The following is a 15,303-nucleotide window of genomic DNA, read 5'->3' as shown; positions in this document are numbered from 1 at the left end:
GGGCCGGCGGCAGGCCACGTGGTGGGCAATCGACTTCGCCCGGTCGATGGAGCGCCGGGGGTGCTCGAAGCGCTCTCTGTAGATGCCTCCACATCACACGAGACGATCGAGTTCCACCCCGAGCTCCCGGTCGACTGGACGGCGAGCCTGCGCGACTGCGTGGGGTTTCTCGATCATGTACGGAGCTGCCGGAAAGCACGCGGCGTGCTCGACGACCTGCCCCAACCGTGGTTCGACCGACCGGCGTTCTACTTCGCGAACCCGGCCTCGCTGCACTCCTGGAATGCGCCGGTCGCCATTCCGCCCGGCAGCCTCGCGTTCGACTTCGAGTTCGAGATCGCCGCGGTGCTCACCTCCGGGGGCACCAACCTCACCGAGGGCCAGGCGGCCGCGTGTATCGGAGGGTACGTCCTGTACTGCGACTGGAGCGCACGGGACGTCCAGGCCGAGGAACGCGTCATGCAGATCGGTCAAGGAAAGGGGAAGGACGCTGCGATTTCCCTCGGGCCGTGGATCCTGTCGGCATCGGAGGCGAAGCCGTTCCGACGCGTCGACGGCTTCTCCTTCGACGTCTCCGTCCAGGTCAACGGTGAGACCGTACTGGCGAAGCCGTTCACCGGCATGGACTGGTCATTCGAGGAACTCGTCGCCTACGCCTCGTCCGGCGCCGGCGTCCATCCGGGAGACCTGATCGTGTCGGGAACACTTCCGGGCGGCTGCCTCATGGAGGGGTCGGGCACCCCGGACTTCAGGGGCTGGCTCCAGCCCGGCGACCACGTCGTCCTCGACGGCGGCCCGCTCGGGACCATCTCGTCCCGGCTCGGCGCACCTGCCCCCACGATCCCATGGCGGCGGAAGCCCGCTCCCCGGACCGTACACACCCCTGAAAGGCACAGCACGTGAGCACATACATCCTGGCGGGCGCCCACGTCGTCGTCGGCGACCCCCGGCTCCGGCAGTTCCAGAAGGTCGACCTCGAGATCGCCGATGGCGTCATCACCCGGATCGGGGACCGTCTCACACGTGCCGGAGCCGAGGTGCGCGACGTCTCCTGGGCTTGGATCATCCCGGGTCTGGTGGACACGCATCACCACCTCTGGCAGGCGACGATGCGGGCGCTGACGTCCGACTTCACGCTCGATGACTACTTCTGGACCATCCGGCGCAATCACTCGGGAAGTCACCGGGCGGTCGATGTCTACAACGGCACCTACGGCGCGGCCGCCGCTCTGCTGGACGCCGGGACGACCTGCACGGTGGACTTCTCCCATTGCATCGTGACGCCCGAACACGCCGATGCGGGCATCACCGCCATCAAGGACTCGGGCATCCGTGCCGTCTGGTGCTACGGCTTCTACCACCAGCCGGTTGACCACCCCTGGTTCACCAGCCCTGAGCAGCGCTACGACGACGCTCGCCGGATCAGGGCCACGTACTTCAGCGGTGACGACGACCGGGTCCGGTTCGGGGTGTCTCCGCACGAGATGGCGCGGGTGCCGTTCGAGCAGATCGCCCAGGAGATCCGGATGGGCCGGGAACTGGACGGTCTGGTCCATCCGCACACGAACACGCGGTGGCGACCGGGCCACCGGTCCGACATCAAGCGGTGGCACGAGGCCGGACTGCTCTGGGAGAAGCAACTTCACTCGCACTGCAATTGCGTCGACGCGGACGACCTCAAGATCCTCGCCGACACCGGGTGTGCCGTCTCCTCGACGCCGGAGACCGAAGTGGGCATGGGACTGGGCTACACGGTCCTGCGGGCCGCGGACCGGGCCGGGGTGACCACGGGCCTCGGTGCCGACATCCAGTCGAACAACTCGCCCGACCTCTTCACCGCCATGCGGATCGCCCTGGCCAGCGAGCGGGGCCGCTACCACCAGCCGGTCATCGAGGCCGATGGCACCTCGCCACTCGAGGGCGTCGCGTTGAGGACCGAGGACGTCCTTCACTTCGCGACCTTGGGCGGGGCCCGCGGTCTCGGGCTCGGCGACGTCTGCGGCTCGATCGAGGTGGGCAAGGCGGCAGACCTGCTGCTGATCCGTGCGGACACGCCCCGGCTGCACCCGATCGTCGATCCGATCAACGCCATCGTCATGCACGTGACGGTCGCCGACATCGACACGGTGCTGGTGGGTGGCGACACCGTCAAGAAAGACGGACGGCTGCTCCCGTCGATCTCACGCAAGGCGATCAAGGGCCTCGACGAATCCGGAGCGTGGGTCGACGAGGTGGTGCGCGCGGGGTTGGGCTGGACCCCCGAGAAGCCCGAGTGGATGGGCACCGAGCGTGAGCACCGCGTCTCGAACACGGGCGAGTAGGACCAACGGAGAACACCTTCTGGGGGCCTTCGGGCCATTGGCGGGCAGGGCGCGATCGGTGCCGGTGAAGTTCGCCTTCGTCGCCTTACGGGCGGCGGCGAGGACGTCCTCACTGGTCGTCCCGCCGCCTGACGCCCTGCCGTTCGCTCCACCGGAGCCGCATGCCGTCAGGACGGCGGCCGTGGCAAGCAGCGTGAGGATGGTCTTGGTCTTTCTCATTTCCTGTCTCCTTGTGAGCGCGCTCGCCCGCCGAGACGGTCATGGTCGGCCGGGTGAGGCGAGATAAGACGTGCAGAAGGGCAAGAAGGTCTGGGCCATCGCGTGCTCGACCGTGGCACCGGGTTGCAGCATGCCGGCCAAAGGACTCGCCGACGCGGGCAAGGCGCTCGGCTGGAAGGTCACCATCGCCGACGGCAAGCTCGATCCCTCGGTGTACAACGCCCAGATCCGAGCGGCGGCCGCGGCGAAGGCCGACGCACTCGTGCTGTTCGGGATCGACTGCGCGCCGGTGAAGGGCGCGATCGAAGCGGCGCAGAAGTCCGGTACCAAGGTGTTCGCGGCCAACGCCCTGGACTGCGACGACAAGTACGCGGCCGGCCGCGGCAAGGCGCTCTTCGACGGCGAGCTCGTCTGGGGCCCGGACAACACCGACTACGCGACCTTCACCGACACATGCGTCGGGCCGGGCCAGGCGGACTGGGTGATCGCCAAGACGGAGGGCAAGGCGAACATCATCCAGCTCCGTCAGGACGACTCGGCCGGCACGCGGCACATCGGTGAATCGGCGCACAAACGCTTCGAGGACTGTGGCGGCTGCACGGTGACGACCGTGTCCTACACCGGAGCGGATCTCGCGGCCGGCAAGCTCCAGGGAAAGGTTTCAGCGGCGCTACAGAAGGCTCCGAAGGCGAACGTCGTGACCGTGCCCGTGGACGCCGCGATCTCGCTGGGAGTGGCTTCCGCGGTGCAGCAAGCGCGAGCCGGCGGCCGCGAGATCCTGCTCGTCGGCCAGGAAGGTGTGCCCGCGTCGGTCAAGCTCGTCAAGAGCGGTGTCCAGTCATTCGCCCTCGGACGGCCCTGGCGCTGGACGGGCTGGGCGACCGCCGACGGCGTGAACCGCATGTTCGCCGGTGAGAAGGCGGTGGACGCCGGTTTCGGCTTCGGCAGCATGGACGCCGACCACCGCCCGAAGGCCGACGTGTACGACGGCAATGACCCAAGCGCTCCCTACGTCGGCAACTACAAGCGGATCTGGGGTGTCTCGTAGGTGGAGCGAACACCCTCCTCGACCGTCGCTCCGGCCGGCGCCCTCGCGCTGGCCGGAGTGACCAAGACCTTTCCGGGCATGCGGGCCCTCGACGATGTGACGTTCTCGGTCGCGCCGGGCCGGTTCCACTCGCTCGTGGGCGGCAACGGGTCGGGAAAGTCGACCCTCATCAAGATCATGGCCGGGGTGTACCGCGCCGATCCGGGCGGGACGATCACGGTAGGGCCGCATTCGCGGAGCGCCGACGGCATCACCCCCGCCTGGTCCCACCAGGCAGGTATCCGCTTCGTCCATCAGGACCTGGGACTGTTCGGCGCCTTGAGCGTCACGGAGAACCTGCTGGGACCTGATATGCCCCGGGCCTACCGGTCGATCGACTGGCGGACCGCGCACCACCAGGCACAGAGCGTGCTCGACCGGCTCGGGGTCCCGGTGGCGGCGCGCCGTTGCGTACGCGACCTCCGGCCGGCAGAGGCCACCTTGGTGGCGATCGCCCGTGGGCTGCGCGACGCTGACACGACGGAAGTCAACCTCCTGGTACTCGACGAGCCGACCGCTCGCCTCCCCCACACCGAGGTGGACGAGCTTCTCGACAGGCTCGACGCCCTCGTGGCCGATGGCCAGACCATCCTCTACGTGAGCCATCGCCTCGACGAGGTGCTGGACCACAGCCACTCGGTGACGGTGCTCCGCGACGGCGTCCACCAGACGACCCAGTCCGCGGAATGCCTCGACCGACGCCGATTGACCCGATTGATCGTCGGTGAGGAGCGCGGCATCCTCCATAAGCGGGCATCCGCGGCAGCCGACGGATCGGCCGCCCCGATCCTGCGGGTCGAGGGACTCACCGGAGGCCCCCTGCACGATGTCGACCTCGACGTCCGCCCCGGTGAGATCGTCGCGGTGGCCGGGTTGGTCGGCTCCGGCCGGACGTCGCTGCTTGAGACGATCTTCGGTGTCCACGGCTATGTGGCGGGCCGGGTCATGCTCGGCGGCCGCCCGATCCGCCGCGGCCGCGTCGACGCAGCGATCCACAATGGCGCCGCGTACGTGCCCGAGGACCGGGCCCGGCACAGCGCGTTCCACAGCCTCGGCCTGGAGATGAATCTCTCCGTCGCGGACCTCCACCGCTACCTGCGGAAGGGGGTCTTCCGCAGGCGCCAGGAGCTTCGAGACGCGGTATCCGATATCGACCGGTTCTCGATTCGTGCGGCGGCACCGGACACCGTGATGGCCCATCTGTCCGGTGGCAACCAGCAGAAGGCCGTACTGGCCCGGTGGCTAGGCCAAGATCCGAAGCTTCTGCTGCTCGACGAACCGACGCAAGGTGTCGACGTCGGTGCTCGTGCCGAGATCTACGAGCAGATCACGGACGCCGCCCGCGGCGGTGCCGGTGTGCTGCTGGTGAGCTCGGACCTCGACGAACTGCTCCACCTCGCAGATCGCGTCTACGTGTTCGACGGCGGTACCCCGGTCGCCTGTGCGACGGGATCCGACATCACACCTGAATGGGTCGGGCACACCCTGTTCAACTCCACGGAGGACGAATGAGCACCACCTCGGTGACACATCTCCCCACCGACAGCCAGCCCACCGAGCCGGGAACCAAGGTGACCCGCGTGACGCCGATGCGTCGGCTGTCGCACATCGCCGAGCGATTCGGCCTGGTGTTGCTCCTGATAGCGATCACCGCGTTCTTCGCACTCTGGCCCGTGACCTCGAGCACCTTCCCGACCACGGCGAACATGCGCAACATCTTGGCCAACGAGTCGATTCTCGTCATCGCCGCTCTCGCCGCCCTGGTCCCGCTCGTGGCCGAACGGTTCGACCTCTCCGTCGGTGCCATCGTCATGGTCTCGTCCATCACGACGGCCAAGGTCGTGACACAACTGGGCCTGCCGCTGGCGATCGGCGTGCTGGCCGGGATGCTGACGGGTCTGGTCATCGGGCTCGTCAACGGGGTGATCATCGCTTACTTCAACGCGAGTTCGCTGGTCATCACTTCGGGCATGTCGACGCTGCTGGCCGGCGTGGGCTCGTACCTGGCCGGCGACACGACATTGCTCGGCATTCCCGACAGTCTCGCCGCCTTCGGCAATCAGTACTGGCTGGGTGTGGCCCGGCCCGTCTGGCTGCTGATTGTCGTCGCACTGGCCGTCGCGTACATGCTCGGCCTGACGGCATTCGGCAGAACGCTGCTGTCGATCGGCTCGAACGAGTCCGCGGCTCGGCTCGTGGGTCTGCCGGTCGCCCGATCGGTGATGATGGCGTTCGCCCTCTCGGGCGCGCTCGCCGGACTCGCGGGGGTGCTGCTGCTGGCACGCACGGGCAGCGCGGCAGCTGGCGTCGGCGCGGGGTACACCCTGCCCGCGCTGGCGGCGATCTTCCTTGGGTCGACGACCATCAAACTGGGGCGGTTCACCGTCGCAGGCACGCTCGTCGGCGTCTTCTTCGTCGCGATCAGCATCAACGGTCTGACCCTCGCCGGAGCCGACGACTGGGTCGAGCCGTTCTTCAACGGCGCGGCAGTGGTCATCGCGGTCGCGGCGTCGGCCATTCTGGCCAAGCGCCGGCTGGGGGGTACGCGATGAGCCCGGTCGGCCAGGTCTGCCCACCGCCCCCGGACGGCCGTCTGGTGGAGGTCGCCGACGACGTCTACGCCTGGATTCAGCCGGACGGCACCTGGTGGATCAACAACGCGGGCTTCATCGCCGGTGATACATCGATCGCGGTGGTGGACACCTGCACCACGGAACGGCGCACGCGCGCGTTCCTGGAGGCCATCGAGACGGCCTGCCCCTCTCGACCGCTGGAATTCGCGATCAATACCCATCACCACGGCGACCACACCTACGGGAACTGCCTTCTCCCCACCACGACGCGCCTGATCGGACACGAGAACATGCGGGCCGGCCTGCTCGCCGACACCACGCTCGGGTCATTTCCCCGCTTCTGGGAGCCCAGGCCCGAGTTCGGCGACCTGACCTTGCGAGCGCCCGAGTTGGCGATCGCCGGCGACATGTCGATCCATCTCGGCGACCGCCGGGTGGATCTGCTCCACCCCGGATACACGGCGCATACCGATGGCGACCTGATCGTATGGGTGCCTGACGCGAGGGTTCTGTTCACCGGTGACCTGCTGTTCCCGGGGCATACACCGATGGTCATGGCTGGCAGGCCGTCCGGCGCGATCGACTCCCTCGGGTGGTTGGCCTCCCTTCGGCCAGAGGTCATCGTGCCCGGTCACGGCGAGATCCTGGACGCCGCCGGGTTCACGGAGACGATCGCGGAGCACGAGAGGTACTACCGCTTCGTCCTCGGCGAGGCGCGACGTGGCATCGCGGAGGGACTGACTCCGCTCGGCGTGGCGCAGAGTGCCGACCTCTCCGGCTGGACGCACCTGCTCGATCCCGAACGGTTCGTCCTGAACGTCCACGCGGCGTACGCCGAGCTGAACGGCGAACCGGTGGTACGGTCGGCTGCCCTCGCCGACGCGGTGAAGTGGCTCGGTCACCCGATCGTCACCAGGGTCTGATCATGATGGGAACCGACGCAGTTCTCCGTGACTACTTGCTCGCAGCGGTTCGGCGCCACGGTGCACGTCCCGCGCTGGTGACCGACGGCCGGACGTGGTCGTATGCCGACCTGGACCAGGCGGCGCGGGCGGTCGCCGGCCACCTCCAAGAGCGCGGCATAGTCCCTGGCGACCCGGTGGTGGTCATCTTGAGGAACGGAGCGGAGTACGTGGTGGCCGACCTGGCGATCGCGTTGCTGGGTGCGGCGAAGGTGCCGGTGAACCTGATGCTGTCGACCGATGAGCAGGCGTACATCGTGGCGGACTCCGGTGCTCGGGTGTGCCTGGTGGAGAAGGACCGGCTGGGCTCGGTCCACGCGGCGAAGGCTCTTGGAGCCGACCCGCGGGTGATCGTTCGCGGTGGCGACGGAGGCCCGGACTCGTGGGACGAGGCGGTTGCTCACGAACCCTTGACGGCCGAACCGGCCGTGCCGCCGGAGACGCACGCGCTGATCATGTACACCGGCGGCACGACCGGTCGGCCCAAAGGCGTGGTGCACACCCAGCGAGGCATCGCGGCCAACCTCCTGTCGCACGTCATCGAGATGGAACTCGTCGCGGAAGACATCCTCCTGCTGACCTCGCCCCTGCCGCACAGCGCCGGGTTCCTGCTACAGGCGGCGCTGACGAAGGGTGCGTCGGTCTTCATCGAGGAAGGCTTCGAGATCGATGTCGTACTTGAGCGGATCGATCGCGATCACGTCAGCTATCTCTTCCTCGTGCCGACGATGATCTACCGCTTGCTGGACGCGGTGACGAAGCGGCCGGACGTCGACACCACGTCGGTGCGCACGATTCTCTACGGCGCCGCGCCGATCGCCGTAGAGCGCCTGGAGCAGGGGCTGCGCACCTTCGGGCCGGTGTTCATGCAGTTGTACGCACAGTCGGAAGCGCCCAACTTCCTGACTCGGTTGCGCCGCGACGATCACCGGCTGGACCGCGCCACGCACCGACTGTCCAGCTGCGGGCAGGCAGTCGCCATGGCGCAGGTCGAGGTCCACGACGACGGGTCTGTCTGCGGCCCGGGCGAGGTCGGCGAAATCGTCGCACGCACTCCGTACACGATGGAGGGATACCTCAATCGTGAAACCGAAACCGCCGAGACCTTGCGCGACGGCTGGCTGCATACCGGTGACCTGGGCTATCTCGACAATGATGGATATCTCTACCTCGTCGACCGCAAGAAGGACATGATCATCACCGGCGGGCTGAACGTGTACTGCGCCGAGGTCGAGCAGGTGCTCGCTCGCGTGCCCGGAGTCCGAGAAGTGGCTGTGACCGGGATACCACACCCGGACTGGGGCGAGGCCGTCGTCGCCTTCGTCGTGCCCGACCGTCCCGACATCGGCGCCGAGGAGATCCGGTCGGCCACCCGCGGGGCGCTCACCAGCTACAAACGGCCGAAGGAGGTTGTCATTGTGCCATCGCTGCCGACGACCGCGGTCGGAAAGATCGACAAGAAGAAGCTGAGACAAGGATGGGGCGGTTGGTGACGGCCATTGAGGTTGTCCCAACGGGGATCATTCCCACTGGCCGTTGGGGACGAGGGCGGCACGGGCCGTATCGCCCACCCGGCTCGGGCCGCCTTCGCCGAAGCGGCTTTGACGGTTTCGGCGAGCGTCGCGGCGAACCACCAGGAGCTCGACCGCCTCGGTGACGGAGCGGTACACGTGCTCCACCATCGCCTGCCGCTCGACCTCGAAACCCACCCGCACCGGCCCGAAGCCATGATCTGCCTCGGTATGACCGGCCTCATGGCCCGCCGCCTCACCATCGAGAACACCCTCTCGTGGCGCGACCCGGCACACGAACCATGTCAGCGTCCGGGGATCGAACAGAGGGAGAGGGCGACCTCCGAGCTACATAGGTTACGACTACCTTGCGAAATCGCTCGCGGAACAGGGATTCGTCGCCGTTTCGGTAAGCGTGAACGGTATCAACGCGGGGGAATTGGGCACGTCCGCCGACATGGCGCGCGCCACACTGGTGAACAAGCACCCGGAGATGCTCCGTGACGCGAACGACGGCGAGGGGCCCTGGCCGAGCCCCTGCGGGCGCTGCGTGGCCGGCTCGATCTGACCAACGTCGGGCTGATGGGACATTCCCGCGGCGGCCGGGGCGTGGCCTGGCAAGCAGCCGATATCCACGAGGCTGACCTCCCCCGCGGAGTCCGCCTGCGGGCAGCGGTCCCTCTCGCCCCTGCCGACTACCACGTTCCCGATCCGGATTCGCCCGAGCACCTCAACTACCGCATCACGCAGATCCCGTTCGCGGTGCTGGCCGGGGACTGCGACGGAGGCGCGGTAATGAACCGTCGCACTTTCGCCAAGAACGCGGCCGGGCGGAACAAGGTCCCCTTCTACGAGGTCGACCTCTCCGGCGCGAACCACAACTTCCTCAACTCCGAGTGGGCCTACGACAACGACACCAGCTGCGACCCACAAGACACCTGGAGCCCGCCCCAGCGGCAGGACGCCACGAGCCGGTACATCGGCTCCTTCTTCCGATTGCACCTCCTCGGTGATAAGTCCGCCGAGAACACCGTCCTCAACGGATTCCCGGGTGTCCGGGTCACCCCCCATCAGCCAGTGAGCAGATGACCTCCGCGAGGTGACCGCAGAGCCGACGGCCTCCCCAGGCAGCGGGGAACCCCACTGTCAGCCGGACCGCAGCATGCACCGTGACGCTGACGGTCACACCGACGGTCTGCGGATCGGGGTCGGGCCGGTGCCAGGGTCTGACCTCGACCCGTGCCCAGTCGTTGATGCGCCGCCCGTGGGCGCCGTCGCGGCAGGAACGGCGCTTCCATTTCTGCCTCGCCAGGCCGGGAAACAGGTCGTGGACGGGGTGGTCGATGACCCAGCGGGTCACGACGGTGTCGTGGCGCGTGGTGGCCATGACGTGGAAGACATCGGCCCGCTCCAGTTCCGACCGCCAGCCTTTGGAGAAGCCGTAGGCAGCGTCCGCGGTCACCCGCCGGAACGGGATCTTCTCCGCGATCGCGCGGCGGACCATCGCCTTGGCCATCGCCACTTTCGTCTCGAAGGCCACCTCGTCGCCGATGCCGGCCCGGCGGCACCGGTCACGGTCGTCCGTCCAGGACGTGGGCAGATACAAACGGCGGTCGATCAGCGTCCGGCCGCCAGCTGCCGCATAGGGGCGTCCCGGTCACCCAGGTTGCCGACCACGTACCGGCGCACGTCATCGAGGACCTCGTCGGCGTCCCAGTCAATCCGGTTCAGCATGCGCTGGATGCGGTCAGGGCCTGCGTGACCGGCTTCCTCCGCCAAGGTCCAGCCGTTCTTGCGCTGCCGCGGAGCGATCAGACCCCGCATATCGGCCAGTGCCGACTCCCGCGGCTCCGACCTGCTGAAACGGTGCACGAACCGCTCGTGCACAGCGTCCAGCTCACTCGCCCAAAACCTGACACCAGCAAGGTCCCCACCCATAACTACCCCAACGACCGAACTGACCAGCAGTCACGGCAAGCACCGTTGCAGTACTAGCCGTCACGGCACACGACCTCGACGCCGGGATGCTCGCGCAGCCAGTGTCCACTCCCGGGTAATCAACCTCACCGGTCCCTTCCACCCGCCTCGATCACATACGCGCCAGTGAACCCGCCCCGCCGATGCGCGCTCGACGATACTCTCGTCGGTCTACAGGGCCCGCATGAGCTCGATCACCTTCATGAGCGGAGCGGGGTTGAAGAAGTGCAGCCCGGCGAAGCGCTGTGGATGCGGCACCCCGGCTACCTCGCCACCGACATGAATGTTCGAGATGCGCGCCGACGAAGAACTCCCCCCAGAAGATTCTGCGAGCCATTCAGGCCCGGCGGTTCGCGCACCCCGACGAGCTATCCACCTGGATCGTGGCGCTCGCCGGCCCTGCCTCCGACTTCATGACGGGCGAAGTCATCGTGATCGACGGCGGTCAGAGCGTCTCGTGGCCCCACTCCTCGAAAGCAGGATCCGATATGGGCGAATACCACTCCCCCACAACGAGATCCGCCAGGTCGCCCAGTCGGCCCGGAGCTTCTTCGAGAGCTCAGTGATCACGGAATTGCGACGCTCTGTGATCACCAGGAGACCTGTGCCTGCACTGCCATCATGGCCAACCGAACTCCTCCGGGACCAATTCACGGCGCTGCTGCCCCAGCGACCGGATCATCTTCAACAAGCTGCTCCGGCTCCTCCGTTTCGGATGCTCCTGCCCAGCCATAGCGGACACCACCTGCTCAGCCACCACGATCCGCAACCGCCGTGACGAGTGAATCCGGCTGGGCGTCTTCGCCCTGCTTCGCCACGTAGTCCTGAAGGCATACGACCGAATCGTCGGCCTTGTCCTGGACCAGATCGCCAATGACGGCTCGATCACCAAAGCGCCCGGAGGCGAAAGGGCCGCCGGACGCTCACCGGTCGACCGAGGCGAACAGGGCCTGAGCCGCTTCGGAATGACAGACGGTTACAGGTCGTGGCGAGCAGGGTCGGGCGATCAGGTCTGCCGGAGGAACGCTGCCGCTCCCTATCGCACCCCAGGTCGTTACCCACCGGTGCCAGGCCGGTCCCGAAACGTGTGCTTCTCGGCCTCCGCGATGGGTAAGATCACGCCGCGCGCTGAGCGGGCGGTTCGAGCCGCGCCCCGCACGGCACAGAGCAAACATCGGGGGCACTGCATGAGTACGAACGGCAATGGTTACTGGGGTCCGACGGGCGGACCCGGACCCGGTGGACAGCCGGGCCAAGGTCCCGGCCCTACCCCGGGGCCGGACACCACCCGCACCCCGGCGGACCCGGCGTGGGACCCTACCCGCCGCAGCCCGCGCCCGTGCCGCCGCAGGGGTACCCGGGGCATCCGCAGGGCCCGTACCCGCCACAGCCGCCCGGCGGTGGCCCGCAGCCGCCGTTCCCGCGCCCGCCCCGGCCGCCGCTCACGCGCGGGCAGCGGATCCTCAAGTGCGTCTACAACCCTTTCTACGCCGCCCAGCGGGCTTTCCGCCCCTCGCGCCCGGACACCGTCGAGGATCTGACGGTGCGCAAGATCCAGATGTGGCGGACCGGGCTCGGCCTCGGCGCCTGGCTCGTGCTGGTCATGACGTACAAACCGGTCGACACCGCCAAGGGCGTCGAGACCGTCGCGGACGACAAGTTCAACCAGAGCTGGATCAGCACACTCGTCCTCGTGTGCGCCTTCCCGTTCGCGATCGCCCTTTTCGCGTTCGCCGCGCAGGGTGCGCTGCGCGGGCTCTACCTGCGTCGGTCCCTGAAGTCCTTCGGGGCGGTGGCGGCTCTGATGGGGTCCATGGCCACGTTCCCCCTCGCCGTCGCACCCGACTCGGCGACCGCCGGCTTCCGTGACGCCATCGGGACCCCCGGCATGGTCATCCTCGTCACCCTCTGCGCGTGGTCGCTGGGCTTCGCCCTGTACGGGATCGCGCTGTGCCTCATGCACGTGTTCCGCACCGCCGACATCCACGAGGTGCTGCCGCCGATCCTCGCCACCTTGCTCGTGTGGGTGATGGCCGCCCTCGACGTGATCAACAACGAGAACGCCGAGGTTCCCGTCCTTGCCCGGATCGTGTTCCTGCTCGGCGCTCCGGTGTCGGTGACGGTGTTGTCGTGCTGGGAACTGTACCGGCTGCGGAAGCACCACAACCTGACCGTGCGCCAAGCCCTCGGCCGCTAAGGCGGGTTGAGGCCGTTGCCGTGCTGTCAGCAGTCGCGGAGGATCTTGTGGTTCTTCATCCGGCCGATCACATGCTCCACCCGGGCGCGGACCTTGCGGTGCGCGGCATTGTCCTCTTCCTCGCCCTTCAGCAGCGGCCGCCCGGGCCGGTTTGCGGTGCGGGACGTCAGCCCGGTGTTCGCCCACCGTCGCGCATACGGAGCGAGGCTTCCTTCAGGGCTCTGAAGACAGGCCAGGTGTTGATGGTGAGGTGCAGCTCCAAGTCGTCGTCCGTGGCGTCCGCCAGAGACATCTGCCACGCCCTCCCGGCATTGCTGACGAGGACATCCAGCCCGCCGTACTCCTCGACGGCCGCTTCGAACAGGGAGCTCAGCTGTGCCGGGTCGCGCACATCGGCTCGCACCGCGGTGGCCTGTCCGCCCGCACGCTCGACGGCGGTCACGGCATCCTTCGCCGCGACGGCGTCCGAGTGGTAGTTGACGATCACCCGGGCTCCAGCCGCCCCCAACCGTTCGGCGACAGCGCGCCCGATTCCCCGGGATGCTCCCGTCACGACCGCGACCTTGCTGTTCATGCGCATACCCGAGCCCTCAAAAGGTGATGATGTCGATAGGTGAGATCGTCTCGTAAATGGTCGACAACGTCAATCATCTAGACTGTCCCCCATGACCTCGCACGCCCTTGCCACGGCCGTAGCCACGCTGCACCGCGAGGCCGCCGCCCTCTACGCGCTCATCGGGCGCGAGTTCGGCCTGACCACTCAGCAGGCCCAGCTGCTGTGCGTCCTGACGTCCGATCGGCCGTCCTTCAGTGAACTGGCCATCACTCTCGGCTGCGACAGGACCAATGTCACTGGCATGATCGACCGGCTGGAGAAGCGAGGGCTGTTGGCGAGAGAGCGCGACAGCGAGGACCGTAGGGTGAATCGCGTAACGGCCACCCAGGAGGGCGAACAGCTGATCGCACGCCTGCGGGAGCGCTTCGCCGAATCGGTCGCCGACCGGTTCAGCCGTCTCACACCCGAGGAACACGACCGCCTCGCCGCCCTGGCAACCGCACTCACCCAGGGAACAGCGCCGAGCTTCAACCACCATTGATCCGAAACCCAATCGGTTCCGTTCGAGGATGCAGCGGGGGCGCGGGCCGCCGAGGTATCCGGGGAGGATGTGGGCCTGACGTTGGCGGCGGTGAAACACCTGCGGGTTTCGGTGGCGAGTTAGCTAAACGCTGTCCGGCAACCGATGGGTGATGCCGACTAAGCTTGTCGTTTATCCACCGGGTCGAAACGCGACTCGAACTTGGTTCGCTCACCAGGGCATTCGCCGGACACGTGGGTGGCCCTGGCCTGATCCTGTGCTCCGACCAAGGACGCACGCGACCAGACCGGGGCCGTGGAGATGAGTGTGCTGCAACAGCCCGACAAGCGGGAGGCGTTCGCAACGCTGTCACGCTTCCGGGCGGAGTTCTACGAGTGCCTGAGCGGACGCGGGGATGCCCTGTTCGAGCTGAGCGACGCCCTGCTGTGCACGGATGGCCCGGTGAAAACACTGGTGGACCTGGCTCTCGCGCCGGAACACCGCCGCGGCCATGGAGCCCTGTACGGCGGGCTCAACCGTGGTCACATCGATGTCGAGCGGTTGCGCCGGGCGGTGGCCGGGGTGCCGCTGCCGAGAGCGGCCGACGGCCGCCTGGTGCTGGCTGCGGACGTCTCGCCGTGGCTGCGGCCGGACGCCGGCACATGCCCTGACCGGGCCTTCTGCCACACATACGGCAGGGGTGAGGGCAAACACCAGATGGTGCCGGGCTGGCCGTACTCGGTGGTCGCCGCGCTGGAGACCGGCCGCACGTCCTGGACGGCGGTGCTGGACGCGGTCCGCCTGGAGCCCGGGGCGGATGTCGCCGCGGTGACCACGGTCCAGATCCGCGAAGTCGTCGAGCGGCTCGTCGCCGCAGGCCAGTGGGGTGACGGCGACCCGGAGATCCTGGTGGTGCTGGACGCCGGCTACGACGCACCGCGCATCGCCCACCTGCTGGGCGACCTGCCGGTGCAGATCCTCGGTCGGCTCCGCTCCGACCGCGTCATGCGGCGGCCGACGCCGCCGCGTGTCCATGACCCGAAAGGCGGTCGACCGCCCAAGCACGGTGGCGAGTTCGTCTTCGGCACCCCAGCCACCTGGGGTGCCGAGCAGGCCGTGACGGTCACGGACACCCGGCTCTACGGGAAGGCGACCGCGCAGGCGTGGGACCAGCTTCACCCGCGGCTGACACGGCGGGCGGCCTGGCTCGGCCACGACGGGCCGTTGCCCATCATCGAGGGCACCGTCGTCCGCCTGGTCGTGGAGAAGCTGCCCAGCGGCGGGGCGAACAAGCCGGTCTGGCTGTGGTGGTCACGCACCGGCGCCACCGCGGACGACGTGGACCGCTGCTGGCAGTCCTTCCTGCGACGCTTTGACCTG

General features: G+C 68.0%; 14 protein-coding genes and 3 pseudogenes. 12 read left to right on the top strand and 5 right to left on the bottom strand.

From position 1 onward, the window contains the following. Positions 1-60: 60 nt before the first annotated feature. The 7 genes from NQU54_RS24385 to NQU54_RS24355 all read left to right on the top strand — a co-directional run bounded on the left by NQU54_RS24385 (position 61) and on the right by NQU54_RS24355 (position 8,655). Positions 61-903 carry a fumarylacetoacetate hydrolase family protein gene (locus NQU54_RS24385; protein WP_257632977.1) on the top strand — a complete coding sequence of 281 codons (843 nt, stop codon included), beginning with the start codon at positions 61-63 and terminating at the stop codon, positions 901-903. Then, positions 900-2,321, top strand: a complete 1,422-nt coding sequence (locus NQU54_RS24380; protein ID WP_257632976.1) for an amidohydrolase family protein — start codon at positions 900-902, stop codon at positions 2,319-2,321. The genes NQU54_RS24385 and NQU54_RS24380 overlap by 4 nt, the downstream gene beginning before the upstream one ends. Before the next feature lie 289 nt (positions 2,322-2,610). Further along, positions 2,611-3,588, top strand: coding sequence for a sugar ABC transporter substrate-binding protein (locus NQU54_RS24375; protein ID WP_257632975.1), 978 nt, complete (start codon positions 2,611-2,613; stop codon positions 3,586-3,588). Continuing rightward, positions 3,589-5,139 (top strand): sugar ABC transporter ATP-binding protein, encoded by a 1,551-nt coding sequence (locus tag NQU54_RS24370; RefSeq protein WP_257632974.1) that lies wholly within the window; start codon positions 3,589-3,591, stop codon positions 5,137-5,139. After that, on the top strand, positions 5,136-6,179 hold the full coding sequence (locus tag NQU54_RS24365) for an ABC transporter permease (protein ID WP_257632973.1): 1,044 nt from the start codon (positions 5,136-5,138) through the stop codon (positions 6,177-6,179). The genes NQU54_RS24370 and NQU54_RS24365 overlap by 4 nt, the downstream gene beginning before the upstream one ends. Beyond that, positions 6,176-7,123: an MBL fold metallo-hydrolase gene (locus NQU54_RS24360; RefSeq protein WP_257632972.1), complete on the top strand. Its 948-nt coding sequence runs from the start codon at positions 6,176-6,178 to the stop codon at positions 7,121-7,123. The genes NQU54_RS24365 and NQU54_RS24360 overlap by 4 nt, the downstream gene beginning before the upstream one ends. Positions 7,124-7,125: 2 nt before the next feature. Continuing rightward, positions 7,126-8,655, top strand: a complete 1,530-nt coding sequence (locus tag NQU54_RS24355; protein WP_306279019.1) for a class I adenylate-forming enzyme family protein — start codon at positions 7,126-7,128, stop codon at positions 8,653-8,655. A 27-nt stretch (positions 8,656-8,682) separates the two neighbouring features. Here NQU54_RS24355 and NQU54_RS50160 read toward each other — a convergent pair whose 3' ends face one another. Then, entirely contained in the window at positions 8,683-8,970 is a 288-nt protein-coding gene (locus NQU54_RS50160) for a hypothetical protein (RefSeq protein WP_257632970.1), read from the bottom strand. A 285-nt stretch (positions 8,971-9,255) separates the two neighbouring features. On the opposite strand from NQU54_RS50160, the gene NQU54_RS24345 reads away from it, so the two are divergent. Next, positions 9,256-9,762 (top strand): alpha/beta hydrolase, encoded by a 507-nt coding sequence (locus tag NQU54_RS24345; protein WP_257632969.1) that lies wholly within the window; start codon positions 9,256-9,258, stop codon positions 9,760-9,762. 118 nt (positions 9,763-9,880) lie between these two features. On the opposite strand, the pseudogene NQU54_RS24340 reads toward NQU54_RS24345, so the two are convergent. Together NQU54_RS24340 and NQU54_RS24335 are read right to left on the bottom strand one after the other, a co-directional pair. Beyond that, a pseudogene (locus NQU54_RS24340) lies at positions 9,881-10,611 on the bottom strand (IS701 family transposase); the annotation flags it as partial. Between the two features lie 210 nt (positions 10,612-10,821). Further along, on the bottom strand, positions 10,822-10,908 hold the full coding sequence (locus NQU54_RS24335) for a 3-hydroxyacyl-CoA dehydrogenase NAD-binding domain-containing protein (RefSeq protein ID WP_257633078.1): 87 nt from the start codon (positions 10,906-10,908) through the stop codon (positions 10,822-10,824). Between the two features lie 346 nt (positions 10,909-11,254). Between NQU54_RS24335 and NQU54_RS24330 the strand changes: the two are divergent. Both NQU54_RS24330 and NQU54_RS24325 read left to right on the top strand, forming a co-directional pair. Then, a pseudogene (locus tag NQU54_RS24330) lies at positions 11,255-11,630 on the top strand (IS5/IS1182 family transposase); the annotation flags it as partial. A 329-nt stretch (positions 11,631-11,959) separates the two neighbouring features. After that, entirely contained in the window at positions 11,960-12,847 is an 888-nt protein-coding gene (locus tag NQU54_RS24325; protein WP_257632968.1) for a hypothetical protein, read from the top strand. Positions 12,848-12,876: 29 nt separating this feature from the next. Here the strand turns inward: NQU54_RS24325 and NQU54_RS24320 are convergent. Both NQU54_RS24320 and NQU54_RS24315 read right to left on the bottom strand, forming a co-directional pair. After that, positions 12,877-12,996: pseudogene (locus tag NQU54_RS24320) on the bottom strand (IS5/IS1182 family transposase); the annotation flags it as partial. A 17-nt stretch (positions 12,997-13,013) separates the two neighbouring features. Next, positions 13,014-13,421: an SDR family NAD(P)-dependent oxidoreductase gene (locus NQU54_RS24315; protein ID WP_257632967.1), complete on the bottom strand. Its 408-nt coding sequence runs from the start codon at positions 13,419-13,421 to the stop codon at positions 13,014-13,016. Positions 13,422-13,512: 91 nt separating this feature from the next. Between NQU54_RS24315 and NQU54_RS24310 the strand changes: the two genes are divergently transcribed. Next, positions 13,513-13,944 carry a MarR family transcriptional regulator gene (locus NQU54_RS24310; RefSeq protein WP_257632966.1) on the top strand — a complete coding sequence of 144 codons (432 nt, stop codon included), beginning with the start codon at positions 13,513-13,515 and terminating at the stop codon, positions 13,942-13,944. A gap of 300 nt (positions 13,945-14,244) precedes the next feature. Then, a partial coding sequence (locus NQU54_RS24305) for a transposase (RefSeq protein ID WP_257632965.1) occupies positions 14,245-15,303 on the top strand: 1,059 nt, incomplete at its 3' end.

This window comes from Streptomyces malaysiensis subsp. samsunensis (assembly GCF_024519315.1).
Taxonomy (GTDB): domain Bacteria; phylum Actinomycetota; class Actinomycetes; order Streptomycetales; family Streptomycetaceae; genus Streptomyces; species Streptomyces malaysiensis.
This window is presented reverse-complemented; position numbering and strand designations above follow the sequence as displayed.

Bases quoted from the DNA above. Each gene is read 5' to 3' on its own strand.
- NQU54_RS24365 (WP_257632973.1), top strand. From the start codon at position 5,136: ATGAGCACCACCTCGGTGACACATCTCCCCACCGACAGCCAGCCCACC.
- NQU54_RS24315 (WP_257632967.1), bottom strand. From the start codon at position 13,421: ATGAACAGCAAGGTCGCGGTCGTGACGGGAGCATCCCGGGGAATCGGG.
- NQU54_RS24345 (WP_257632969.1), top strand. From the start codon at position 9,256: ATGGGACATTCCCGCGGCGGCCGGGGCGTGGCCTGGCAAGCAGCCGAT.
- NQU54_RS24360 (WP_257632972.1), top strand. From the start codon at position 6,176: ATGAGCCCGGTCGGCCAGGTCTGCCCACCGCCCCCGGACGGCCGTCTG.
- NQU54_RS24355 (WP_306279019.1), top strand. From the start codon at position 7,126: ATGATGGGAACCGACGCAGTTCTCCGTGACTACTTGCTCGCAGCGGTT.
- NQU54_RS24310 (WP_257632966.1), top strand. From the start codon at position 13,513: ATGACCTCGCACGCCCTTGCCACGGCCGTAGCCACGCTGCACCGCGAG.